Raw genomic sequence first — 22,194 nt, 5'->3', positions numbered from 1 at the left:
GAAAAATGATGCGTTGTCGGCGGTGTCTGAGGAAAGGATACCCGTGCGCGTCGGCAGCGGCACCCTGATGCGTCAAAAAAAGGCGGCCCCTGCGGGCCGCCTTTCGTTCATGCCGTCGTGCGCATGGCCGTCAGATCAGTTGATCTTCGGGTCCAGCTCGCCACGGTGGTAACGCTCGAACATCGCTTCGAGGTTGATCGGGTCGATCTTGCTGCCGTGGCCGGCAGCACCGAAGGCTTCGTAGCGTGCGATGCAGATGTCGCGCATCGCCTTCACGGATTCCTTCAGGTACTTGCGCGGGTCGAATTCAGACGGGTTCTGGGCCATGAAACGACGGATGGAGCCGGTGGAGGCGAGGCGCAGATCGGTATCGACGTTGATCTTGCGCACGCCGTGCTTGATGCCTTCGACGATCTCGTCGACCGGAACCCCGTAGGTTTCCGGAATCTTGCCACCGTATTCGTTGATGATTTCCAGCCAGTCCTGCGGCACGGAGGAAGAGCCGTGCATCACCAGGTGAGTCTCGGGGATGCGGGCGTGGATTTCCTTGATGCGCTGGATGGACAGGGTGTCACCCGTCGGCGGCTTGGTGAACTTGTAGGCACCGTGGGAGGTGCCGATGGCGATGGCCAGGGCATCGACGTGGGTCTTCTTGACGAAGTCGGCGGCTTCTTCGGGGTCGGTCAGCATCTGGTCGTGATCCAGCTTGCCTTCGGCACCGATGCCATCTTCTTCACCGGCCATGCCGGTTTCCAGCGAGCCGAGGCAACCCAGTTCGCCTTCGACGGACACGCCACAGGCATGCGCCATCTCGACGGTGCGACGGGTCACATCGACGTTGTATTCGTAGCTTGTCGGGGTCTTGCCATCTTCCCCCAGCGAACCGTCCATCATCACCGAGCTGAAGCCCAGCTGGATGGAGCGCTGGCAGACGGCTGGCGAGGTGCCGTGATCCTGGTGCATGACCACCGGGATATGCGGGAATTCCTCGATCGCGGCCAGAATCAGGTGGCGAAGGAACGGCGCGCCGGCGTATTTGCGAGCGCCTGCAGAGGCCTGGACGATCACCGGAGAGTCGGTGTGGTCGGCGGCTTCCATGATGGCGCGCATCTGCTCGAGGTTGTTGACGTTGAACGCGGGAATGCCGTATCCGTACTCGGCTGCGTGGTCCAACATCTGGCGCATGCTGATCAATGCCATGACATCACCTGTCTTCTTGGGGAATGGAAAAGGGAGTAGCGTCTGGCCACCCTGTGCCGCAGGCAGAGGATGGCCCTGTTACCGTGACCCAGTTACCGGGTACCCCGGGCATGTGGCTGGCTCAGGGTACCGGGACAGTCGATGAGGACCTTGTCGCTGCGCCATTCGAGCGCAGCCCGGGTCAGCTTGCAGCGGCTTCCAATGCCGCCACGGCCGGTAGCGTCTTGCCTTCCACGTACTCGAGGAAGGCACCGCCACCGGTAGAAATGTAGGACACGCGGGACTCGACAGCGTATTTGTCGATGGCCGCCAGGGTGTCCCCGCCGCCAGCGATGGAGAAGGCGTCGCTCTCGGCGATGGCCATGGCCAGCTTCTCGGTACCGTTGGCGAACTGGTCGATCTCGAACACGCCCACCGGGCCGTTCCACAGAATGGTGCCGGCATCCTTGAGCAGCGCCCCGAAGCGGGAGGCGGTGTCCGGGCCGATATCCAGAATCATCTCGTCATCACGCACGTCGGCAACGTCACGCACGATGGCCTCGGCCTTGTCGGAGAACTCGGTGGCCACGACGACGTCGGTGGGCAGCGGGATCTCGACCTTGTCCATCAGCGCGCGAGCGGTCTCGAGCAGGTCAGCCTCGTAGAGCGACTTGCCGACGTTGTAACCGGCGGCGGCGATGAAGGTGTTGGCGATGCCGCCACCGACGATCAGCTGATGGCACTTGTCGGACAGCGCCTTGAGCACGTCCAGCTTGGTGGAGACCTTGGAGCCGCCGACGATGGCGACCATCGGCGCGCGCGGCGCGGCGAGTGCCTTCTCGAGGGCTTCCAGCTCGGCGGCCAGCAGCGGGCCGGCGCAGGCGTCCGGGGCGAAGCGTGCCACGCCATGGGTAGAGGCCTGGGCGCGGTGCGCAGTGCCGAAGGCGTCCATCACGTAGATGTCGCACAGGGCGGCGTAGGCGCGAGACAGCGCTTCATCATCCTTCTTCTCGCCGGCATTGAAGCGCACGTTTTCCAGCAGCACGACCTCGCCATCGGCGACGTCCGGTGCCGTGTCGAGATAGTCGGTGATCAGACGCACCGGGCTGCCCAGCAGCTCGCCCAGGTGTGCCGCGACCGGTGCCAGAGAGAACTGCTCTTCCGGCTGCCCTTCGGTGGGACGGCCCAGATGGCTCATCAGCATGACGCGCGCTCCCGCATCGCGGGCCGCCGTGATGGTCGGCAGGCTGGCGCGGATACGCGCGTCGCTGGTCACCTGACCATTGCGAACCGGCACGTTGAGATCTTCGCGGATCAGCACGCGTTTGCCTGACAGGTCGAGGGCGGTCATCGTTTGCACGTTCATGACGGGTTCCTTGGTCGTGAATCGGTGGAGAGAGCTCCCGTCGCCAGAGGCGTTGTCATCTCGCAGGCGTGCCAATGGGTGGCGACGTCCAGCATGCGATTGGCAAAGCCCCATTCGTTGTCGAACCAGCACAGCATCTTGATCAGCCGGCCGCCGGCAACACGGGTCTGGGTCGCATCCACGATACCCGAGCGCGGATCGTGGTTGAAGTCGATGGACGCCGTCGGCTCCTCGCTCAACCCCATCAGGCCCTGCAGGCGTCGTGCGCAGGCCTCGCGCAGCAGGTCATTGACCTCGTCCGCGCTCACGTCGCGCTTCACCTCGATGGACATGTCCATGCAGGACACGTTGATGGTCGGCACCCGCAGGTGCAGACACTCGAAGCGTCCTTCCAGATGCGGCATCAGGCGGTTGATGCCCTTGGCCAGCCCCGTATCCACCGGCACGATCGAACTCATCGCGGAGCGCGTCAGGCGCAGGTCCGTCTGGTGGTAGGCGTCGATCACCGGCTGGTCGTTCATCGCCGAATGCACCGTGGTGGTGACGCCACGCTCCAGCCCGAAGGCCTGCTCCAGCACCGTGAGGATCGGGATCAGGCAATTGGTCGTACACGACGCCGCCGAGACGATGCGCATGCCGCCAGCGTCCTGCCCTGTCCCGGCGGGGGCCAGCGCCGACTGGTTGATGCCACACACGATGGTGGCATCGACATCGGCGTCGGTATCGCCGGGCTGGGAGAACAGCAGCCGTCCCGCGCCTGCCGACAGATGGCGCTCGGCGGTGGCGCGGTCCTTGAAGCTGCCTGAGCACTCCAGGACCAGGTCAATCCCCAGTGCCCGCCAGGGCAGGCAGTCTGGATTGGCCTCGGACAGGATGCTGATCGCATGGCCGTTGACGACCAGCTGGCCGTCGCGCTGCTCCACCGTGCCGGGGAAGCGGCCATGGGTGGTGTCGTAGCGTGTCAGATAGGTGATGGTGTCCAGGTCTGACAGCTCGTTGATCGCCACCACTTCCAGTGGCAGCGTCTCGCCACGTGCTTCACGTTCCACCAGCGCTCTCAGCACACACTGACCGATGCGTCCGTAGCCATTGATGGCCACTCGCAAGGGGGCGTTCCCCTGGCGAAGGCGCATGCTGGCCTCCTGGGAGGCGTCGGAGGTGGGCAGAGGGGACTGATGGCTCAATGAGGTCTCGTTCCGGGTGTTTTTCAAGGGGTCCATGGTAGCGCATCGCTTTGCTGGGCGGAGGGAGCGAAAGGCGCGCAAGCGCCTGATTTCTGGTTTTTTTCGTCTAAGAACACGTAGTCACACTACCCAACTGGAGGGGTTGTGTAGTCGCCATCCACGCTGTCTGTCGAGGGCTGGATCGCCGGAGAATGACCGTTCATGCAGGATGAATCGTGTCATCAAGCTGTGAGTGACATGGAGCGCGTCGACTACAGGCGACAGCCGGTGACGGTGGAGGGCTTCTCGAGTGTCGCACAGACGAAAACGCCGCCGCTCCCAGCGGGAGGCGGCGGCGTCGATCTGCATCCCACTCCGTCATGGACGGGGTGAGTCAGGCGGTGATCAGCCCAGCAGCGTGTTGGCGCGTTCGACCACGTTCTCGACCGTGAAGCCGAAGTGCTTGAACAGGTCGCCAGCCGGCGCGGATTCCCCGAAGGTCTCCATGCCGATGATGTCGCCGTTCAGGCCGACATACTTGAACCAGTAGTCACGATGCCCGGCTTCGATCGCCACGCGCGCGGTGACGGAAGACGGCAGCACGGATTCGCGGTATTCCGCGTCCTGGGCATCGAACAGGTCGGTGGCCGGCATGGACACGACACGTACGGCGCGACCGGCGGCTTCCAGCTCGGCGGCGGCATCCATCGCCAGACCGACTTCGGAGCCGGTGGCGATCAGGATCAGTTCCGGCTGGCCGTTGGCGGCGTCCTTCAGCACGTAACCGCCACGGCTGATGTTGGCCAGCTGGGCCTTGTCGCGGTTCTGGTGCGGCAGGTTCTGACGCGACAGGATCAGCGCGGTCGGGCCGGAGTGACGCTTGATGGCCGCATCCCAGGCGGCTGCGGTCTCCACGGCATCCGCCGGACGCCAGGTGGACAGGTTCGGCGTGGTGCGCAGGCTGGTCAGCTGCTCGATCGGCTGGTGCGTCGGGCCATCTTCGCCCAGACCGATGGAGTCGTGGGTGAAGACGTAGACGGCCTGCTGACCCATCAGGGCGGCCATGCGAACGGCGTTGCGCATGTATTCCATGAAGATCAGGAAGGTCGCGCCGTACGGGATGAAGCCGCCGTGCAGACCGGCGCCGTTCATGATCGCGCCCATGCCGAACTCACGCACACCGTAATGCAGGTAGTTGCCGCTGAAGTCTTCGCGGGTGATCGCCTGGGCGCCCTTCCAGAAGGTCAGGTTGGACGGGGCGAGGTCGGCGCTGCCGCCGAGCAGTTCCGGCAGCTGCGGGCCGAGCTGGTTCAGGCACTCGAAGGAGGCCTTGCGCGATGCCGGGCTGTCGCCGGCGGCCTGAGCGTCCTCGATCATCTTCTCGCTGCTCAGGGCGTGCGGCAGCTTGCCTTCCAGACGACGGGTGAACTCGGCGGCCAGTTCCGGGTGCGCGTCGGCGTAACGGGCGAAGCGTGCATCCCAGTCACTCTCGAGCTTGGCGCCGCGCTCGCTGGCATCCCAGCCCTGATAGATGTCTTCCGGGATGTGGAAGGGTGCGTGGGTCCAGCCCAGCTTCTCGCGGGTCGCCGCGACTTCGTCGTCACCCAGCGGAGCGCCGTGGCAGGACTCGGTGCCTTCCTTGTTCGGGGAGCCGAAGCCGATGACGGTCTTGCAGATGATCAGGCTCGGCTTGTCGTCGTGGCTCTTGGCCAGGGCGATGGCGGCGTTGATCTCTTCCGGCTTGTGGCCGTCGACGTTGGCCACGACGTGCCAGCCATAGGCTTCGAAGCGCTTGGCGGTGTCATCGGTGAACCAGCCTTCGACTTCCCCATCGATGGAGATGCCGTTGTCGTCATACAGGGCGATCAGCTTGCCCAGACCCAGGGTGCCGGCCAGCGAGCCGACCTCGTGGGAGATGCCTTCCATCAGGCAGCCATCGCCCAGGAAGCACCAGGTGGTGTGGTCGACGACGGTGTGGCCCGGACGGTTGAACTGCGCCGCCAGTGTCTTCTCGGCGATCGCCATGCCCACGGCATTGGCCAGCCCCTGGCCCAGCGGGCCGGTGGTGGTCTCGATACCCGGCGCATAACCGTATTCCGGGTGACCGGCGGTCTTGGAATGCAGTTGGCGGAAGTTCTGCAGATCTTCAAGGCTCAGCTGGTAGCCCGTGAGGTGCAGCAGGGAGTAGAGCAGCATGGAGCCGTGGCCGTTGGACAGCACGAAGCGGTCACGGTCGGCCCAGTTCGGGTTGGCCGGGTTGTGCTTGAGGTGGTCGTTCCAGAGCACTTCAGCGATGTCGGCCATGCCCATGGGGGCGCCGGGGTGGCCAGACTTGGCCTTCTGAACGGCGTCCATGGAAAGTGCACGGATGGCGTTGGCCAGGTCAAAACGGGAAGGCATGCAATAGCTCCTCGCCTGCGGGGCGTCAAGAGTGTGGCAATGAATCACGGCGTTCTGCCTGTGGTGCGCAGCGCGCCGGAAAGGACAGTGCGTCGCGTGAACCTTGTGCGTACGAAGCTTCGCCCGTACGCGATCTCCGGGCCAGTATTGTCACCGAGATGACGGGGCGCGGCAAATCGCATCCGGGCCCCGCAGCCGTCCATGCGTCTTGCTGACTTATGCCGGTTGGTGTCCTTCTTGTGGCAAAAAGGTCTCGAAACGGCCGTCGTGCAGTCCGCATGGCGCTAGGCACTCACATAAGTGGCGTGTAAACTCGCCCCCCCGAGGCCGGGCCGTCTGTGTCAGTCCTCAACGTGCGCCGCAAGCGTGTTTCTACTCGGTCTCAAGCAGCCATCTGCCGTCAGTGGCCGAATCATCCCCGCATCCGAAAAGAGGGTCGAGGACCAATGAGCGAATACTCACTCTTCACATCCGAGTCCGTGTCCGAAGGGCACCCGGACAAGATTGCCGACCAGATTTCCGATGCCGTGCTCGATGCCATCATCGCGCGCGACAAGCAGGCACGCGTGGCGTGCGAAACGCTCGTCAAGACAGGCGTGGCCATCGTGGCCGGTGAGATCTCCACCAGCGCGTGGGTCGATCTCGAGGAGCTGGTACGTCGTGTCATCACGGATATCGGCTACACCTCTTCCGATGTCGGTTTCGACGGCGAGACCTGTGGTGTCCTGAACCTGATCGGCAAGCAGAGCGTCGATATCGCCCAGGGCGTCGATCGCACCAAGCCGGAAGATCAGGGCGCGGGCGACCAGGGCCTGATGTTCGGCTATGCCACCAACGAGACCGACTCCTTCATGCCGGCGCCGATCCACTACGCTCACCGTCTGGTGGAGCGTCAGGCGGAACTGCGCAAGAACGGCATGCTGCCGTGGCTGCGTCCGGATGCGAAGAGTCAGGTCACCTTCCGCTACGACGAAGCCGGCAAGCCGGTCGCCGTCGAAGCCGTCGTGCTGTCCACCCAGCATGACCCGGAAGTGTCCCAGGAAGACCTGCGCGCGATGGTCAAGCGCGAGATCATCGAGCAGGTCCTGCCGGCCGAGTGGCTGTCCGAGACCACCGAATACCACATCAACCCGACCGGCAACTTCGTCATCGGTGGCCCGGTGGGTGACTGTGGTCTGACGGGCCGCAAGATCATCGTCGACACCTACGGCGGCATGGCCCGTCACGGTGGTGGTGCCTTCTCCGGCAAGGACCCGTCCAAGGTCGATCGCAGCGCCGCCTATGCCGGTCGTTACGTGGCCAAGAACGTCGTCGCCAGCGGTCTGGCCGACAAGTGCGAGATCCAGGTCTCCTACGCCATCGGTGTCGCCGAGCCGACCTCCGTCTCGATCAACACCTTCGGCACCGGCAAGATCAGCGATGCCAAGATCGTCGAGCTGGTGCGCGAGCACTTCGACCTGCGTCCGTATGCCATCACCACCATGCTGGATCTGGCGCACCCGATGTATCAGCTGACCGCTGCCTACGGCCACTTCGGTCGTGAGCCGTTCGAGCACAGCTACAGCTGGACCGACGTGACCGGCGAGAAGAAGACCGAAACCTTCACCGCCTTCCCGTGGGAAAAGACCGACCGTGCCGCTGGCCTCAAGGCTGCTGCCGGCCTGTAAGGTCGTCAGCTCGACAGGCCTGGCAGGGGAGGGGCATCTCGCCCCCACCGGCTCAGTGTCATGACAAGAAAACCCGCTTCGGCGGGTTTTCCTGTCTCTGGTGGAGCGTTAGCGGCGCGAGCCCGACTGACACGCAGGTCTGACCCTTTGTGGGACAGCAACAGGAGAGAGGCCCAGTGGCTGATCTACGCTATCTCAAGGGCTACGGCCCCGAGATCCAACAGCAGGCGAGTGAACTGCTGGCGTCGGGCAAGACGGCAGCCTTCTTTCTCGCTAGATATCCCGAGCCACATCAGCTGCAGGGGGCCCGTGCGCTGCATGACTACACCATGGCGCTGAAGAATCAGTACCTGCGCAGCTCGGCGCCGATCAGCAAGGTGGTCTATGACGACCGGATTCACGTCATCGACAACGCCCTGGGGCTGCACACCTTCGTGTCGCGGGTGCAGGGCAACAAGCTCAAGGCCAAGCACGAGATCCGCATCTCGTCGTTGTTTCGGCGCCTGCCGGAGCCGCTGCTGAACATGATCGTGGTCCATGAGCTGGCGCATCTGCGCGAGAAGGCCCACGACAAGGCGTTCTATCGACTCTGCTGTCACATGCAGCCGGAGTATCATCAACGTGAGTTCGAGCTGCGTCTCTATCTCTGTCACCGTGAACGTCACGGTGATCTCTGGTAGTCACGGCCAGTGCTGGCAGTCACGACCCGTTCTGGCAGTCACGATCAGCGCTGCTGGCCACGCGAGTGGTTCACCACACCAGCTCGTATGAAAGACGAATGACAAGGACGTCATGCCCGCCAGGGTATCGGCGCCACTGCAAAGGACCGTTTTCGGATGCTCAATCTCGCTGCACTGTTCATTACCATCACTGCCGTGTGCATGTGGTTCAACCATCGGGTCCTGCGCCTGCCCCCGACCATCGGCGTGATGGCCATCGGTCTGGTGCTGTCACTCGGCGTGATCGGGCTGGATCACTTCGCGGTGACCACCGTCGTGGCCGACATCGCGGAAGACTGGCTGGGGCGCATCAACTTCAACAGCCTGCTGATGGACGGCATGCTGTCCTTCCTGCTGTTCGCCGGTGCGCTGCACGTGGATCTCTCGCGTTTGAAGGCCTATCGCCGCTCCATCGGCCTGCTGGCCACGCTGGGCGTGCTGGTCTCGACCCTGGTGATCGGCTCCGCCGCCTGGTGGCTGTTCCAGTGGGCCGGCATCGAGGTGCCCTACCTGTATTGCCTGGTGTTCGGCGCGTTGATCTCGCCCACCGACCCGATCGCCGTGCTCGGCATCATGCGCAGCGCCGGAGCGCCTGCCGACATGGAGATCCGCATCGTCGGCGAGTCACTGTTCAATGATGGCGTGGCGGTGGTGCTGTTCACCGCGCTGTTGAGCGCGGCCTCGGCGGGCAGCGGTGAGGTCGAGCTCGGCCACATGGGGCTCCTGTTCCTCGAGGAAGCCGGCGGCGGGATTCTGCTCGGGCTGGCACTGGGTGCGCTGGTCTATCAGCTGATGCGCAGCATCGACCAGTATCAGGTCGAGGTGATGCTGAGCCTGGCGCTGGTGTTGGGCGGCTACGCGCTGGCCTCGGCGCTGCACGTCTCCGGCCCCATCGCGATGGTGGTGGCGGGGCTGATCATCGGCAATATGGCGCGTGATGGCGCCATGTCCGACAACACCCGCCGCTATCTGGACGGTTTCTGGGAGCTGGTCGACGAGATCCTCAACGCGGTGCTGTTCGTGCTGATCGGCCTCGAGCTGGTACTGATGCCGATCACCCTGACCTCGATCGGCATCGCCCTGGCGCTGGTGGCGGTCATCCTGCTCTCGCGTCTGGCGCTGATCGGCATTCCGCTGAGCATCTTGCGGCGCTGGTATACCTTCCGGGCCGGCACCACGCGCGTGCTCACCTGGGGTGGCCTGCGCGGCGGCATCTCGGTGGCACTGGCCCTGGCGATTCCCGAAGGTGACTTCCGCGAGCCGCTGGTGGTCACCACCTACATCATCGTGCTGTTCTCGATCCTCGTGCAGGGCCTGAGCATCGGCAAGCTGGTGACCGCAGTCGTCGGGGATCGTTCTCGCTCGGAGGCGCCGCACGACCAGCATTGAGTCAGAGCCTGCCAAGAGAAACGCCCCCTCACTGACAGCAGTGAGGGGGCGTTTTCGTTGCTGTCGAGAGAGGCAAGCCAAGGGCATCGCAATGGCAGGTCAGAGGGCGGCCAGCCCTCGGGCAAAGACACCGCTGAGCGGCTTGGCCTCGCCGCCCGGTGCCGAGCGGTTGGCGGGGGGCTGGCGCATCAATGTCAGCAGCAGGTCCCGTCCCGCCAGCAGCGGGTCGACCACCGGCAGACCGATATCCCGAGCGATGGCGTCGCGCAGCGGGCCCATCGCGGCGCAGCCCAGCACGATGCTGCCGGCACCGCTCGCCCTGGCCTGCTCACAGCTCTCAAGCAGCGCCTGCGGGGGAGTGCGCGCCTCGGACAGCGCCAGTACCGGGACGTCACATGCCAGCAGTGCCTTGCACAGCGGACGCATCGCATAGCGCTCCAGCAGCTGCTCGGACATCGGCAGCGTGCTGGTCATGCTGGTGACGATGGCAAAGGAGGGAGCCGCCAGCGTGGCCATGTGCATGGCGGCCTGGGCGATGCCGATCACCGGCACGGGGCTCAGTTCGCGGGCGGCCTCAAGGCCGGGGTCACCGAAGCAGGCCAGCAGATAGCCATCGGCGGGGGGCGTGTCCAGCAGGCCTTCTCTGTCCCGGGCGATCAGACTCAGCAGCGCGACCACCGCCATGGCTTCCTCGACGGCCGCTTCGATACTGGGGGCGCCATGCTCGGCGGTCAGTACCTCGAGTCGGACGTCGTCCGCGAGCTGTCGTTGCAGCGAGTGCGCCATCTGCTGGCTCATCGCCTGGCTGGTGTTGGGATTGATGACCTTGAGACGCAACATGGCGCGTGTCTCCTGTGATGAGGTTCGGCTCGCGGGGATGGGTGAGACGTTCGAGCAGGATGGTCAATACGTGAGCAGCATTCGTGCCAGACGGGCAATCACCGCTTCAGCAACGTTCGTTTCATCGCTGGTGCGCCCTGGTGGTGCATATGGCGAATTCAGGGGGAATCGATGGTACTTGAGGGGGCAGCGATTTCGGCTTGAGAGGTAGTACTGGCAGGAGGTGCAGGCAGAATGGGGGCCGGGGGAAACGCTGGGAGATTGAAAAGCCGCAACATGTGTTTCATTGGCATGCTTGTTGATAGAGGGATAGGCATGGCGAGGCGTGATGCCTCGTGACCGGCCCACGGACGGAACGTCCACTCGGGCACCAAGCCCCCTCTGGAGACAACAATGACACCCCAGACTCCCCCTGACCTGAGCAACGCCAGCAAGCGGCTCATCAACGACGACCTCGCGCCCTGCGAGCAGAACTGGAACTGGTACAACATCTTCTCGTTCTGGATGTCCGACGTGCACAGTGTCGGTGGCTATGTCTTCGCCGCCAGTCTGTTCACCCTGGGCCTGGCCAGCTGGCAGATTCTGGTCTCGATGCTGGTGGGGATTCTGGTGGTGCAGGTGTTCGCCAATCTGATCTCGCGGCCCAGCCAGCAGACGGGGGTACCGTTTCCGGTGGTCTGCCGCCAGTCCTTCGGCATCTATGGTGCCAATATCCCGGCGATCATCCGCGGGCTGATCGCGGTGGTGTGGTACGGCATCCAGACGTATCTGGCGGCACATGCCTTGATGCTGGTGCTGCTGCGTTACGTGCCGTCGCTGGAGGGGCTGACCGAGGTCCAGTACCTCGGCCTCTCGCAGCTTGGCTGGTACTGCTTCCTGTTCATGTGGGTGCTGCAGGCGCTGGTGTTCTGGTGGGGCATGAACGCGGTGCGCCGTTTCATCGATTTCGCCGGGCCGGCGGTCTATGTGGTGATGTTCGCGCTGGCGGGCTGGATCGTCTGGCAGGCCGGCTGGGACAACATCAGCTTCACACTGGGCAGCAAGACGCTCTCCGGCAGTGATGCCCTGTGGCAGATGGTGATCGCCGCGGCCCTGGTGGCGGGCTACTTCGCGGGTCCGACGCTCAACTTCGGCGACTTCTCGCGCTACTGCGCCACGCCTGGTGACGTGAAGCGTGGCAACTTCTGGGGCCTGCCGGTCAACTTCCTGCTGTTTGCCGTCATCACCGTGGTAGTGGTGTCCGGCACCCAGCCCATCTTCGGCGAGATGCTGCATGACCCGATGGAGACTGTCGCGCGCATCGACAACGGTGTCGCGGCGGCGCTGGGCATCCTGACCCTGGTGCTGGCTACCATCGGCATCAACATCGTGGCCAACTTCGTGTCACCGGCGTTCGATTTCTCCAATGTGGCGCCGTCGCGCATCAGCTGGCGGATGGGCGGCATGCTCGCCGCCGTCGGCTCCATCTTCATCACGCCGTGGAATCTGTTCAACAATCCGGAAATCATCCAGTACACCGTGGGCATTCTCGCCGCAGCCATCGGCCCGGTGTATGGCGTGATCCTGTTCGATCACTACTTGATCCACAAGGGCGGCATCAACACCCGGGCACTGTTCACCGACAGCGCGCAGGGGGAGTATTTCTTCGAGAAGGGCGTCAATGTCGCGGCGGTCAAGGCGTTGCTGGCCTCCTCGGCGGTGACGCTGGTGATCAGCTTCCTGCCGCTGGGTGACATCACCCACTTCACGCTGTTCATCGGCGGCCTGATGGCGGCAGGGCTGTATGGCATCTTCTCGGGATATTGGCTGGGAGATGCTGCCTCCGCGCGCATCTATGTGCCTGCTGGTTCACGCGGCAAGGTCGTCTGACCGCAGGCGAAAGGCGCGAGTCACGTCGAGACGCTCAGGGCCCGTACCTTCCCGGTATCGGGCCCTGAGTGCATCTCGCCGGCAGGACACGTGGCAGTAGCGTTGGCGGGACGCGAGCCGTCGGGATAGGGGGAGGCTGGCGGCAGGTGTAGCATGAGGCCATGCCCCAGCTTTCCGAGAGGACGTGCCGTGTCGTTCCATGATCACCTCATGCCATGCAGTGAGATGGAGGATGAGGAGTCTCGCCATTATCGGGCGCGACTCAATCATACCTTCGTGCTGTTCGCGATGGCGGGTCTGGCGTGCTTTCTGCTGTTCGATTACTTCCAGGTCCCTGACGCCTGGCCGACTCTGTGGCTCGGGCGCTTTCTGCTTCTCGGTGTCTGTGTGCTGTGTGTGACGCTACTGCGTCGCCAGCCACGTCGGCCCGACGATATCGCATTGCTCGGCGCCGTCTGCGCCAATCTGTATTTCTGCTTCGGCGCGACGATGATCCAGGATGCCATCACGCTATCGCTGTGGAACCTGAGCTTCTCGACCTCCATGCTGATCGCCATGCCGGCGTGGCTGGTGTGGGGCTGGCGGTACCAGCTGGTCAGCAGTCTGCCGTTGATACTGGGCTATCTGCCGCTCTTTCTATGGCTGAGCCCGCTCTCGCTCAAGGACCTTGCCGGCGCGGGAGGTGCCTACATGATCGCGACGATGATCATGGCGCCGGCGCTGGCGCACGCCCGCAGCTCCACCTTCCTGCGTACCGTCAAGCTGCGCCGGGCACTGGAGGTGCGCAACGCCGAGCTCAGCCACATGAATCAGCAGCTGCTCACGCAGCAGCATGAGCTGGAATACCGTGCCAACCATGACCTGCTGACCAGCCTGCCCAACCGCCGCTGTGGTCTCGAGTTTCTCGACAGGACGTTGGCCGCCAGCCTGCGAGAACGCCGGTGTCTATCCATCCTGTTCGTGGATGTCGATCGCTTGAAGTACGTCAACGACACCTTTGGCCATCCCCAGGGGGATCGGCTGATCCAGCTGGTCGCCGCAGGCGCGGCACAGGCCGCGGGAGAGGAAGGGATGGCCTGCCGTCTGGGCGGAGACGAGTTTCTGGTCGTGCTGCCCGGGGCCTGCGATATGGCCAGTCAGCAGGCGGCGAATCAGCTGATGCATCACCTGGAGGCGCAACGTCTCGAGGAGCAGATCGCCTTTCCGGTCGAGGTGAGCATCGGGCGGGTCACGCATGACTCGGTACTGCAGGGCGAGATCAGCGTGCAGGATCTCATCCACATCGCGGATGATCGCATGTACCGCCAGAAGCGCGCCGGCCGGCATGCGGTGGTAAAGGGGAGCAATCAGCAGGCGTGAGCGGCGGGTTGTCATCGCCCGGTCATGGTCCTGTTATGGAGGCGTCATCGCACGCGGTCACTCTGGTCCGGCAATCCGGGGCGTAGCCATGTCTGTCTGCGCTCGCCGATCCCGAGGTGATTGATCAGAGGTAACTGACATGCCCGTGCCGCACTTCGCTCCCCCGTCTTCTCCGGCGTCTTCTGCAGAGGCGGCGCCACGGCATGCGTCACTCGGCCAGGTGCGGACATTGTTCATCTCGGACGTGCATCTGGGCACGCCGGACTGTCAGGCGGCGCTGCTCGCGAAGCTGCTGCGGCGCGTGCGCCCTGAGCGTCTGTATCTGGTCGGCGATATCGTGGATCTGCTGGCGATGCGCAAGCGTGCGGTGCTCGACAAGGATCAGCAGGCGCTGGTGGCGCGGGTACTGCGCCTGGCACGCAGTGGCTGCGAGGTCATCTACATTCCCGGCAATCACGATGCCGCCTTCCGTCGGCTCTGTGGCCTCAAGCTCCACAACGTGAGCATCGAGCGGCGCGCGATCCACACCACCGGCAGCGGGCGCCGCCTGCTGGTCTCCCACGGCGATGAATTCGATACCCATGTGCGCATCGCGCCGTGGCTGCTCACGCTGGGGGATGGCATGCACGGCTTCATCCTGTCGCTCAATCGCTGGTGCAACCGCGCGCGTGGCATGTTCGGTCTGCCTTACTGGTCGCTGGCCAGCGCGCTCAAGCGCCGCAGTGGCGTCGCCCAGCGCTACGTGGCCCAGTTCGAGGAGGCGGCCATGCGCCAGGCCCGTCTCGAGGGCCTGGATGGCTATGTCGGTGGGCATATCCACCAGGCGGGCTTTCGGGTCGAGGATGGCGTGCTCTACTGCAACGACGGCGACTGGGTAGAGCACTGCACTGCGCTGGCAGAAGATGGCGATGGCGCACTGCATCTGATCGACTGGCAGGGGCAGATTCTCGAAAGCGCCCCGCGTCATTTGATGCCGCGTCAGGCCGTGCCACCCGCCACCGAGGCCGTCACCCCCGAGATGGCCGGGGCCTGAGCCTCACCCCAGCCCGCTGATCGTCAGCATCCATGACAGGTAGAGTGGGATGATCAGCGGGGCCGCCAGGGTAGTCAGCATCACCGCGATCGCGCCCTTGGCCGGCTGGATGTTCAGCTCGATGGCCAGCACGACCACATTGGCGGCCATCGGCACCACCCCCAGCAGCAGCAGGACCTGCGCCAGTACCGGGTCGAGTGCGAACAGGCTGCCCAGCAGCATCACGCTGCCCAGACTCAGCAGCGGCCACATCACGAAACGCAGGGCAGTCGCGGCCAGGATGAAGCGCGGGTCGACCTCGCGCAGGCTGATGCCCCCCAGCGTCATGCCGATGATCATCATGCCCAGCACCGTGTAGCTGTACTTGAAGTAGTCGAGCCCCTCCATGACCGCCCCCGGCACCTGAAGCCCTAGCGTGCCGACCAGCAGTGCGGCCATGAAAGCGTAGATCAGCGGCAGCCGCGCGATCTTCACCAGACTTTGCTGCATCGAGAACTGCCCGCGCGCACTGACGTAGAAGCCCAGCGTGAACTCATACAGGGTGATGCCGAGCAGGCAGAACAGGTACTGGGTCACGCCTTCCGGCGGCAGCAACAGCATCGCGACCGGCAGGCCGAAGTAGCCGGTGTTGCCGGTGCCGGAAGAGAAGGCGAGCAAGGCGGCCTCCTGCGGCGGGAAGAACTTCGCGGCCAGTGGACGCACCAGCAGACAGATGAGGCTCGACAGCGTGAACAGGCCCAATGTCAGACCCAGATCGCTCAAGGAGGGCTCGCCCAGCACCAGTCCGCGGAAGAAGGTCAGCGGCGCGATCACGTAGATCAGCAAGGTGGCGATGGGGCGTGGGTCGATGGCCAGCTTGCGGGCGCACAGTGCGCCGATGGCAACGAAGGTGATCAGCATCCAGAGCGGTTGCTGCAGATCCAGGTGATCCATCACGGTTCCTTGTGAAGCGGGGCGGGGGCGTGCGAGCCATCATGCCGTGAGTCATGTGCCGACGTCATCTTGAAAACGGCGCCCGCTCGGGCTGCAGGGAGGGTGTCGTGCAGCAGGTGAGCCGGGTAAGGCGTTGTGGTTATAAGAAAGCAGTTTCTTATATGAATGATATTGATGTTGAGGCGAAAACCTTTCATTGGCCGTGGATCGAGGCGCAGGTCATGATGCATGACATGCACCGTGCGCGTGCTTGTGTCATCAGCGCAGCGCCACACGGCAGCACGCACACCGCGACGTGTGCGGCACAAGAACATCAATGCCGGACACGACCGACCAGGAGGCCGCCCCATGAGCGCCAGCGAACACCCCTCAGGCATCAGTTTCGAGTTCTTTCCACCGAATACCGAGGTGGGACGTGAAAAGCTGATGGGTGTCCGTGACCGCCTGGCCGCGCTGGACCCGGCATTCTTCTCGGTCACCTATGGCGCTGGTGGCTCCACGCGTGAGCGCACCTTCAATACCGTGCAGTCCGTGCGCAGCAGCGGTATCTGCACGGCGCCGCATCTGTCGTGTGTCGGCAGCGACCGTGGTGAGCTGCGCGAGATTCTCGGCGAGTATCGCGAGCAGGGCATCAAGCGCCTGGTGGCGCTGCGCGGTGATCTGCCGTCCGGGATGGGCGCACGCAGTGAACTGCGCCATGCCAATGAGCTGGTGGAGTTCGTGCGTGACGAGACCGGCGATCATTTCGAGATCGCGGTGGCCGCCTACCCGGAGTGTCACCCGCAGGCTGACAACTACCGTATGGATCTGGAGAACTTCGCGCGCAAGATGAATGCCGGGGCCGACATCGCCATCACCCAGTATTTCTTCAATGCCGATGCCTACTTCCACTTCGTGGAGCGAGCACGTGATCTGGGCATCCAGCAGCCGATCATCCCGGGCATCATGCCGATCACCAATTACACCAAGCTGGCGCGTTTCTCCGACTCCTGCGGTGCCGAGATTCCGCGCTGGATTCGCAGGCAGCTCGAGAGCTACGCCGATGACAGCGAGAGCCTCCAGGCCTTCGGTACCGAGGTGATCTCGCGGATGAGTCAGCGTCTGTTGGATGGCGGCGCGCCGGGTCTGCATTTCTATACCCTCAACCAGGCCGGGCCGTGTCTCAAGGTGCTGGAAAACCTGGGGATCTCTTCTCGCTGAGGTGCGCTCGCCCGGCGTGCGCGGCAAGTCATTGGCAGCATTGCATTGAATGTGACGTCTCTCGCCCTGAGGTCTGAGGGGTAGCCGCTTGCGACAGCGGCCCGCAAGCCACTCAAGGCGTCGGCAGTGGAGCCGGCCTCAGTGAAGGAGAGATTGCTCATGAATCACGAGACACAGCACACGGCATCCTTTGCGTCATCTACCAGAAAGCCCTTCAAGAGCGCCGCTGCGCTGGCGCTGGGTGCCTGGTTGTTCGGGGGTGTCGCCCAGGCGGCCACCGAGGTGGAAATGCATCGTGTCAGCAGTGACGGGGTCGGCGAGACCGTCGGCAGCATCATGGCCGAGGACACTGCTGATGGTCTGCTGCTGACGCCGAAGATCGAAGGGCTCGAAAGCGGCATCCATGGCTTCCACCTGCATGCCAATGCCAGCTGCGAACCCGCCGAGAAGGACGGAGAGGCCGTGGCCGGTGCCGCGGCAGGTGGCCACTTCGACCCAGAGGAGACCGGCACCCACCAGGGCCCGTATGGCGATGGTCACCTGGGCGATCTTCCGGCGCTGAGCGTCGATGCCGATGGCAAGATCTCGCTGCCGGTGTTGGCTCCGCGCCTCAAGGAGAGCGATCTCGGCGGTCATGCGCTGATGATCCACTCTGGCGGTGACAACTACACCGATACGCCCAAGCTGGGTGGTGGCGGCTCGCGCGTTGCCTGCGGCGTGGTCAAATGAAAGCCGTGGGCCAGTCGAGCTGACAGTCCGTCGAGCTGATACGCAAAAGCCCCGCCATCTGGCGGGGCTTTTTCATGCAGCAAGCATGGATGCCACGGGGGGCTCGCGATATCACATGCGGTCAATGCCGCTTGCCGGGGTCCAGGATACGCACCGGCTGGACCTCATCACTCGCGGGCTCGTCGCGTGGCGCGTTCACGCGCGTGGACAGCTCCTCGAGGGTGGGCGGTTCCTCGATGGCCTGCTGCTCGAAGAAGTCACAGGACACGCAGTCACGGTAGCGTGTCTCGTTCTGCTCCCAGGTGCGCAGGCGGTCCATTGCTCCGCAGCGTGGGCAGACGGCACCCGCGATGAAGCGCTTGATGGTAGACATGGTGCCTCCAGTCAGGATCTGGTTGTGTCAGGCCGCTCGGCATCGGGCAATGCGAGCGTCAGGCGGACGATGCGCCATATGATACGCCCCCGACCGGCAAAGGTCAGGGGCGCAGGGACAGCGGTGTGTGATCAGGCTTGCGCCGTCATCAAGACCGGGGTCTGGGCGAGGCTCAGGCCGCCTGGGCACCGATACCGGAGTGACGCAGCAGGGCATCGACCTGCGGGTCACGGCCCCGGAAGGCGCGGAACAGCTCGGCGGCATCACGCGAGCCACCCTTGGCCAGTACCTCTTCCCGGAAGCGCTGACCGGTGGCGGTGTCGAAGACGGCGCTTTCCTCGAAGGCGCTGAAGGCATCCGCCGACAGCACTTCGGCCCACTTGTAGCTGTAGTAGCCCGCGGCGTAACCGCCGGCGAAGATGTGGCTGAAGCCATTCTGGAAGCGGTTGAATTCGACTGCCGGGACCACGGCGACCTTGCTGCGTACCTCGTCGAGCAGCGTCTGGACATCGCCGGCGGACGGCGTGTCGAGCTCGTGATGCAGGCGGAAGTCGAACAGCGAGAATTCCAGCTGGCGGACCATGGTCATCGCCGCCTGGAAGTTGCGGGCTGCCTGCAGGCGCTCGAGCATGTCGTCGGGCAGACGCTCGCCGGTGTCCACGTGACGCGCGATCAGATCCAGCCCTTCACGCTCGTAGCAGAAGTTCTCCATGAACTGGCTGGGCAGTTCGACGGCGTCCCACGCCACGCCATTGATGCCGGAGACTTCGGCGACTTCCTGACGGGTCAGCATGTGATGCAGACCGTGACCGAACTCGTGGAACAGCGTGACCACTTCATCGTGGGTCAGCAGCGCCGGGCGGCCACCCACCGGGCGGGTGAAGTTGCAGGTCAGATAGGCGACCGGCAACTGCAGGCTGCCATCCTCGCGGCGACGACGCACGCGGCACTCATCCATCCAGGCGCCGCCACGCTTGCCTTCGCGGGCATAGAGATCGAGATAGAAGCCGGCGATCGGCGTGTCATTCTCGATCACCTCGTAGTAGCTGACGTCGTCGTGCCACACCGGCACTTCACGCTGCTGGAAGGTGATGCCGTAGAGGCGATTGACCACCTCGAACAGTCCCTCGATGGCCTGCGGCGCCGGGAAGTAGGGGCGCAGCTGTTCCTGATTGATCGCGTAGCGTGATTCGCGCAGCTTCTCGCTGGCGTAGCCGACATCCCACGGTTGCAGGTCATCGATGCCGAGGCTTTCGGTGGCGTAGGCCGCCAGCTCGTTGAACTCTTCACGCGCCTGGGGCACTGCACGGGTCGCGAGGTCCTCGAGGAAGCTGATGACCTGTGCCGGCGAGTCGGCCATCTTGGTCGCCAGTGACAGTGAGGCGTAATCGTCGAAACCGATCAGCCTAGCCAGTTCCTGACGCAGGGCCAGAATCTCCTCGATCACCGGACCGTTGTCGAAATCACCGGCGTTGGGACCCTTTTCCGAGGCGCGGGTGACGAAGGCGGTGTAGACCTCCTCGCGCAGCTCGCGGTTGTCGGCGTAGCTGAGCACCGGGAAGAAGCTCGGGAAGTCCAGGGTGATGCGATAGCCTTCCAGCCCCTTGGCCTCGGCGTTGGCCTTGAGCGCCGCGAGGCCGCTTTCCGGCACGCCCGCCAGCGCCTCTTCCTCGACATCCTTGTGCCAGGCCTGGGTGGCATCCAGCACATGGTTGGAGAAGGTGTTGGAGAGTTCGGACAGGCGCGCCTGGATCTCGCCATAACGCTGCTTCTTGTCCTGGGGCAGATCGACACCGGCGAGACGGAAATCGCGCAGACTGTTGGTGATCGCCTTCTGCTGGGCTTCATCGAGGCTTGCGAATTCGTCGCTGTCCGCAAGGCGCTGATAGGCCGCAGCCAGATCGCTGTTCTGACCCACCCAGGTGGAGTAGGCCGACAGCTTGGCCAGACAGGCCTGATAGGCCTCGCGCAGCTTTGGGGAATTCATGGTCGAGTTGAGGTGCGAGACCGGTGACCAGGCCTGACTCAGGCGGTCGCCCAGCGCTTCCAGCGGCGCGGCGAAGTTGTCCCAGCGCGTGTCGTCGCGGGTGGCCTCGATCAGGCGCTCGATCTCCTGCTGGTTGTGCTCCAGCAGTTCGCTGATCGCGTCTTCGACATGCTCGGCCTTGAGGGTGTCGAAGGGGGGCAGAGTGTTGCGTTCCAGCAGGGGATTGATCGACATCGTGTACCTCGCGTCATTCGGATGGGCGGCAGCGGTGAACGGTAAAGGAAGACTGGCGCATCGGAGGCGCCACGAGAACGGTGTCACCGTCGCCGCGGGGATACCTAGAATGTGAGGCCTTGGCGCGTGTTATTCAATCTATCGACCCGATAGGAGGCGGCCCGGACCTCTCCGCGTGGGACGCCCGAGCCGAGCCTGCATTGGCCCTGAACGACGCGGCTGCTATCTTGCAGCCCCTGATGAGCCTTCATTGACTATCGATTCTTCACCACGAGAGCAGACATGAGCGAAACCACCGAACGCTGGGGCAGTCGCCGCGCCTTCATCCTGGCCGTCACCGGCGCTGCCGTCGGGTTGGGCAACATCTGGCGCTTCCCGTACATGACGGGCGAGAACGGCGGTTCGGCCTTTCTGCTGCTGTACATCGGCTTCGTGCTGCTGCTGGGCCTGCCGGTGATGATGGCCGAGATCATGATCGGTCGCGCCGGTCGGCGCGGGCCGATGCAGGCGCTCGCCCATCTGGCGACCAGCGCTGGCCGTACGCCGAACTGGCGCTGGCTGGGCTTCTTCGGTGCCATCACCATGTTCTTCATCCTGTCGTTCTATTCGGTGGTGTCGGGCTGGTCGATCGAGTATCTGGTCGATTCACTGAAGGGGGACTTCAGCGGCATGAGCCCGCCGGAGATCGGCGCCTCCTTCGGTGCCTTTCTGGAAGACCCGGTCACCATGACCTTCAACCACACCGTCTTCATGCTGATGACCATGAGCGTGGTGGCCGCCGGCATCTCCTCGGGGCTCGAACGTCTCAACAACCTGATGATGCCGCTGCTCTACGTGCTGTTGCTGGCATTGGCCGGTTACAGCATCAGCACTCCGGGCTTCGGTCCCGCCATCAGCTGGCTGTTCATGCCCAATCCCGACGCCATCACGCTGGACGTGATACTCAATGCCATGGGGCATGCCTTCTTCACGCTGGCGGTCGGCGCCTGTGCGCTGATGGCCTATGGCGCCTACATGCCGGAGCGCCAGAGTCTGCCGACGGCCGCGATCGCCGTGGCGGCGCTGGACATCGGGGTGGCATTGCTGGCGGGGATCGCCATCTTCGCGGCGGTGTTCAGTCAGGGACTGGACCCGGCTTCCGGGCCCGGCCTGATGTTTGTCAGCCTGCCCATCGCCTTTGCCAATCTGCCGGGCGGCAGCCTGCTGCTGGCGCTGTTCTTCCTGTTGCTGCTGCTGGCGACCTGGACCAGCTCGATCAACATCGCCGAGCCCATCGTCGAGGTGCTGCAGGGCTGGGGAATGACACGTCGGCGTGCCGCGCTGGCGGTGGGTATCGCGGTCTGGGCGATGGGCCTGTTGTCGGTGCTGTCCTTCTCGAGCCTCAAGGAAGTGCACCTGCTGGGCGAGATGAACGCCTTCGATGTGGTGACGACGATTCCGCCGGACTTCTTCCTGCCGATCGGCGGCCTGCTGATCGCCATCTTCGCGGGCTGGATCATGCCGCAGAATCTGGCATTGGCGGGGCTGGGGACGTCGCGTCGTTTCTTCCGTCGCTGGCGTTGGGTGCTGCGCTGGATCTCGATTCCGCTGGTGCTGGTCGTGCTGGGGTGGAGCTTCTTCAAGTAGGCCGCCAAGGGTTACGTGAGCAGGGCGTTTAGTCCTCGGGAGGGGCGGTGCCGCAAGGCGGGGAAATGAGCGTCGTCGAGCAAACCGCAACGCGATTCAGGCTGCCGCGCTATTGGCATCATGACGAT

The 22,194-nt window shown here is 64.1% G+C and carries 17 protein-coding genes; 9 read left to right on the top strand and 8 right to left on the bottom strand.

The features are described 5' to 3' along the window. Positions 1 to 135: 135 nt before the first annotated feature. From fba to tkt, 4 genes are all read right to left on the bottom strand, one after another. Positions 136 to 1,200, bottom strand: coding sequence for a class II fructose-bisphosphate aldolase (gene fba / locus BOH68_RS17050; RefSeq protein ID WP_077379931.1), 1,065 nt, complete (start codon positions 1,198 to 1,200; stop codon positions 136 to 138). Between the two features lie 181 nt (positions 1,201 to 1,381). After that, the gene (locus BOH68_RS17045; RefSeq protein ID WP_077379933.1) at positions 1,382 to 2,545 is read right to left on the bottom strand and encodes a phosphoglycerate kinase; all 1,164 of its coding nucleotides are present in this window, start codon (positions 2,543 to 2,545) and stop codon (positions 1,382 to 1,384) included. After that, a complete protein-coding gene (locus BOH68_RS17040) occupies positions 2,542 to 3,678 on the bottom strand; it encodes a type I glyceraldehyde-3-phosphate dehydrogenase (protein ID WP_077379935.1) in 1,137 nt (378 codons plus the stop codon). Before BOH68_RS17040 ends, BOH68_RS17045 begins: the two co-directional genes overlap by 4 nt. Positions 3,679 to 4,113: 435 nt before the next feature. Then, complete coding sequence (tkt, locus tag BOH68_RS17035) at positions 4,114 to 6,108, bottom strand: transketolase (protein WP_077379937.1); 1,995 nt, start codon at positions 6,106 to 6,108, stop codon at positions 4,114 to 4,116. A 446-nt stretch (positions 6,109 to 6,554) separates the two neighbouring features. Here tkt and metK point away from each other — a divergent pair, with 446 nt between their 5' ends. From metK to BOH68_RS17020, 3 genes are all read left to right on the top strand, one after another. After that, positions 6,555 to 7,775 (top strand): methionine adenosyltransferase, encoded by a 1,221-nt coding sequence (gene metK, locus BOH68_RS17030; protein WP_077379939.1) that lies wholly within the window; start codon positions 6,555 to 6,557, stop codon positions 7,773 to 7,775. A gap of 176 nt (positions 7,776 to 7,951) precedes the next feature. Further along, the gene (locus tag BOH68_RS17025; protein ID WP_077379941.1) at positions 7,952 to 8,455 is read left to right on the top strand and encodes a M48 metallopeptidase family protein; all 504 of its coding nucleotides are present in this window, start codon (positions 7,952 to 7,954) and stop codon (positions 8,453 to 8,455) included. A gap of 156 nt (positions 8,456 to 8,611) precedes the next feature. Continuing rightward, positions 8,612 to 9,883, top strand: a complete 1,272-nt coding sequence (locus BOH68_RS17020; RefSeq protein ID WP_077379943.1) for a cation:proton antiporter — start codon at positions 8,612 to 8,614, stop codon at positions 9,881 to 9,883. Between the two features lie 99 nt (positions 9,884 to 9,982). Here the strand turns inward: BOH68_RS17020 and BOH68_RS17015 are convergent, their stop codons facing one another. After that, a complete protein-coding gene (locus BOH68_RS17015; RefSeq protein ID WP_077379945.1) occupies positions 9,983 to 10,723 on the bottom strand; it encodes an aspartate/glutamate racemase family protein in 741 nt (246 codons plus the stop codon). 393 nt (positions 10,724 to 11,116) lie between these two features. On the opposite strand from BOH68_RS17015, the gene BOH68_RS17010 reads away from it, so the two are divergent. From BOH68_RS17010 to BOH68_RS17000, 3 genes are all read left to right on the top strand, one after another. Next, positions 11,117 to 12,592 carry an NCS1 family nucleobase:cation symporter-1 gene (locus BOH68_RS17010; RefSeq protein ID WP_077379947.1) on the top strand — a complete coding sequence of 492 codons (1,476 nt, stop codon included), beginning with the start codon at positions 11,117 to 11,119 and terminating at the stop codon, positions 12,590 to 12,592. A 210-nt stretch (positions 12,593 to 12,802) separates the two neighbouring features. After that, positions 12,803 to 13,951, top strand: a complete 1,149-nt coding sequence (locus BOH68_RS17005) for a GGDEF domain-containing protein (protein ID WP_167592949.1) — start codon at positions 12,803 to 12,805, stop codon at positions 13,949 to 13,951. 139 nt (positions 13,952 to 14,090) lie between these two features. Beyond that, entirely contained in the window at positions 14,091 to 14,984 is an 894-nt protein-coding gene (locus BOH68_RS17000; RefSeq protein ID WP_077379951.1) for a UDP-2,3-diacylglucosamine diphosphatase, read from the top strand. A gap of 3 nt (positions 14,985 to 14,987) precedes the next feature. Here the strand turns inward: BOH68_RS17000 and BOH68_RS16995 are convergent, their stop codons facing one another. Beyond that, positions 14,988 to 15,917, bottom strand: coding sequence for an AEC family transporter (locus BOH68_RS16995; protein WP_077379953.1), 930 nt, complete (start codon positions 15,915 to 15,917; stop codon positions 14,988 to 14,990). 348 nt (positions 15,918 to 16,265) lie between these two features. Here BOH68_RS16995 and metF point away from each other — a divergent pair, with 348 nt between their 5' ends. Next, entirely contained in the window at positions 16,266 to 17,117 is an 852-nt protein-coding gene (gene metF, locus BOH68_RS16990) for a methylenetetrahydrofolate reductase [NAD(P)H] (RefSeq protein ID WP_077379955.1), read from the top strand. 159 nt (positions 17,118 to 17,276) lie between these two features. Further along, positions 17,277 to 17,846 carry a superoxide dismutase family protein gene (sodC, locus tag BOH68_RS16985; RefSeq protein WP_077379957.1) on the top strand — a complete coding sequence of 190 codons (570 nt, stop codon included), beginning with the start codon at positions 17,277 to 17,279 and terminating at the stop codon, positions 17,844 to 17,846. 121 nt (positions 17,847 to 17,967) lie between these two features. Here sodC and BOH68_RS16980 read toward each other — a convergent pair whose 3' ends face one another. Both BOH68_RS16980 and prlC read right to left on the bottom strand, forming a co-directional pair. Then, complete coding sequence (locus tag BOH68_RS16980; RefSeq protein WP_077379959.1) at positions 17,968 to 18,219, bottom strand: YheV family putative zinc ribbon protein; 252 nt, start codon at positions 18,217 to 18,219, stop codon at positions 17,968 to 17,970. A 172-nt stretch (positions 18,220 to 18,391) separates the two neighbouring features. Beyond that, positions 18,392 to 20,440: an oligopeptidase A gene (gene prlC / locus BOH68_RS16975; protein ID WP_077379961.1), complete on the bottom strand. Its 2,049-nt coding sequence runs from the start codon at positions 20,438 to 20,440 to the stop codon at positions 18,392 to 18,394. A 282-nt stretch (positions 20,441 to 20,722) separates the two neighbouring features. On the opposite strand from prlC, the gene BOH68_RS16970 reads away from it, so the two are divergent. After that, positions 20,723 to 22,066 carry a sodium-dependent transporter gene (locus BOH68_RS16970; protein ID WP_077379963.1) on the top strand — a complete coding sequence of 448 codons (1,344 nt, stop codon included), beginning with the start codon at positions 20,723 to 20,725 and terminating at the stop codon, positions 22,064 to 22,066. The last annotated feature ends 128 nt before the right edge of the window (positions 22,067 to 22,194 follow it).

The organism is Cobetia sp. MM1IDA2H-1 (genome assembly GCF_002916775.2).
In the GTDB taxonomy this organism is placed as follows: domain Bacteria; phylum Pseudomonadota; class Gammaproteobacteria; order Pseudomonadales; family Halomonadaceae; genus Cobetia; species Cobetia marina.
Note: the sequence above shows the minus strand (reverse complement) of the source record. Positions and strands in the feature narration are given on the sequence as shown.

Bases quoted from the DNA above. Each gene is read 5' to 3' on its own strand.
- BOH68_RS17020 (WP_077379943.1), top strand. From the start codon at position 8,612: ATGCTCAATCTCGCTGCACTGTTCATTACCATCACTGCCGTGTGCATG.
- tkt (WP_077379937.1), bottom strand. From the start codon at position 6,108: ATGCCTTCCCGTTTTGACCTGGCCAACGCCATCCGTGCACTTTCCATG.
- metK (WP_077379939.1), top strand. From the start codon at position 6,555: ATGAGCGAATACTCACTCTTCACATCCGAGTCCGTGTCCGAAGGGCAC.
- BOH68_RS16995 (WP_077379953.1), bottom strand. From the start codon at position 15,917: ATGGATCACCTGGATCTGCAGCAACCGCTCTGGATGCTGATCACCTTC.
- prlC (WP_077379961.1), bottom strand. From the start codon at position 20,440: ATGTCGATCAATCCCCTGCTGGAACGCAACACTCTGCCCCCCTTCGAC.
- metF (WP_077379955.1), top strand. From the start codon at position 16,266: ATGAGCGCCAGCGAACACCCCTCAGGCATCAGTTTCGAGTTCTTTCCA.
- BOH68_RS16970 (WP_077379963.1), top strand. From the start codon at position 20,723: ATGAGCGAAACCACCGAACGCTGGGGCAGTCGCCGCGCCTTCATCCTG.
- BOH68_RS17015 (WP_077379945.1), bottom strand. From the start codon at position 10,723: ATGTTGCGTCTCAAGGTCATCAATCCCAACACCAGCCAGGCGATGAGC.
- BOH68_RS17000 (WP_077379951.1), top strand. From the start codon at position 14,091: ATGCCCGTGCCGCACTTCGCTCCCCCGTCTTCTCCGGCGTCTTCTGCA.
- sodC (WP_077379957.1), top strand. From the start codon at position 17,277: ATGAATCACGAGACACAGCACACGGCATCCTTTGCGTCATCTACCAGA.
- BOH68_RS17010 (WP_077379947.1), top strand. From the start codon at position 11,117: ATGACACCCCAGACTCCCCCTGACCTGAGCAACGCCAGCAAGCGGCTC.
- BOH68_RS16980 (WP_077379959.1), bottom strand. From the start codon at position 18,219: ATGTCTACCATCAAGCGCTTCATCGCGGGTGCCGTCTGCCCACGCTGC.
- fba (WP_077379931.1), bottom strand. From the start codon at position 1,200: ATGGCATTGATCAGCATGCGCCAGATGTTGGACCACGCAGCCGAGTAC.
- BOH68_RS17040 (WP_077379935.1), bottom strand. From the start codon at position 3,678: ATGCGCCTTCGCCAGGGGAACGCCCCCTTGCGAGTGGCCATCAATGGC.
- BOH68_RS17045 (WP_077379933.1), bottom strand. From the start codon at position 2,545: ATGAACGTGCAAACGATGACCGCCCTCGACCTGTCAGGCAAACGCGTG.
- BOH68_RS17005 (WP_167592949.1), top strand. From the start codon at position 12,803: ATGCCATGCAGTGAGATGGAGGATGAGGAGTCTCGCCATTATCGGGCG.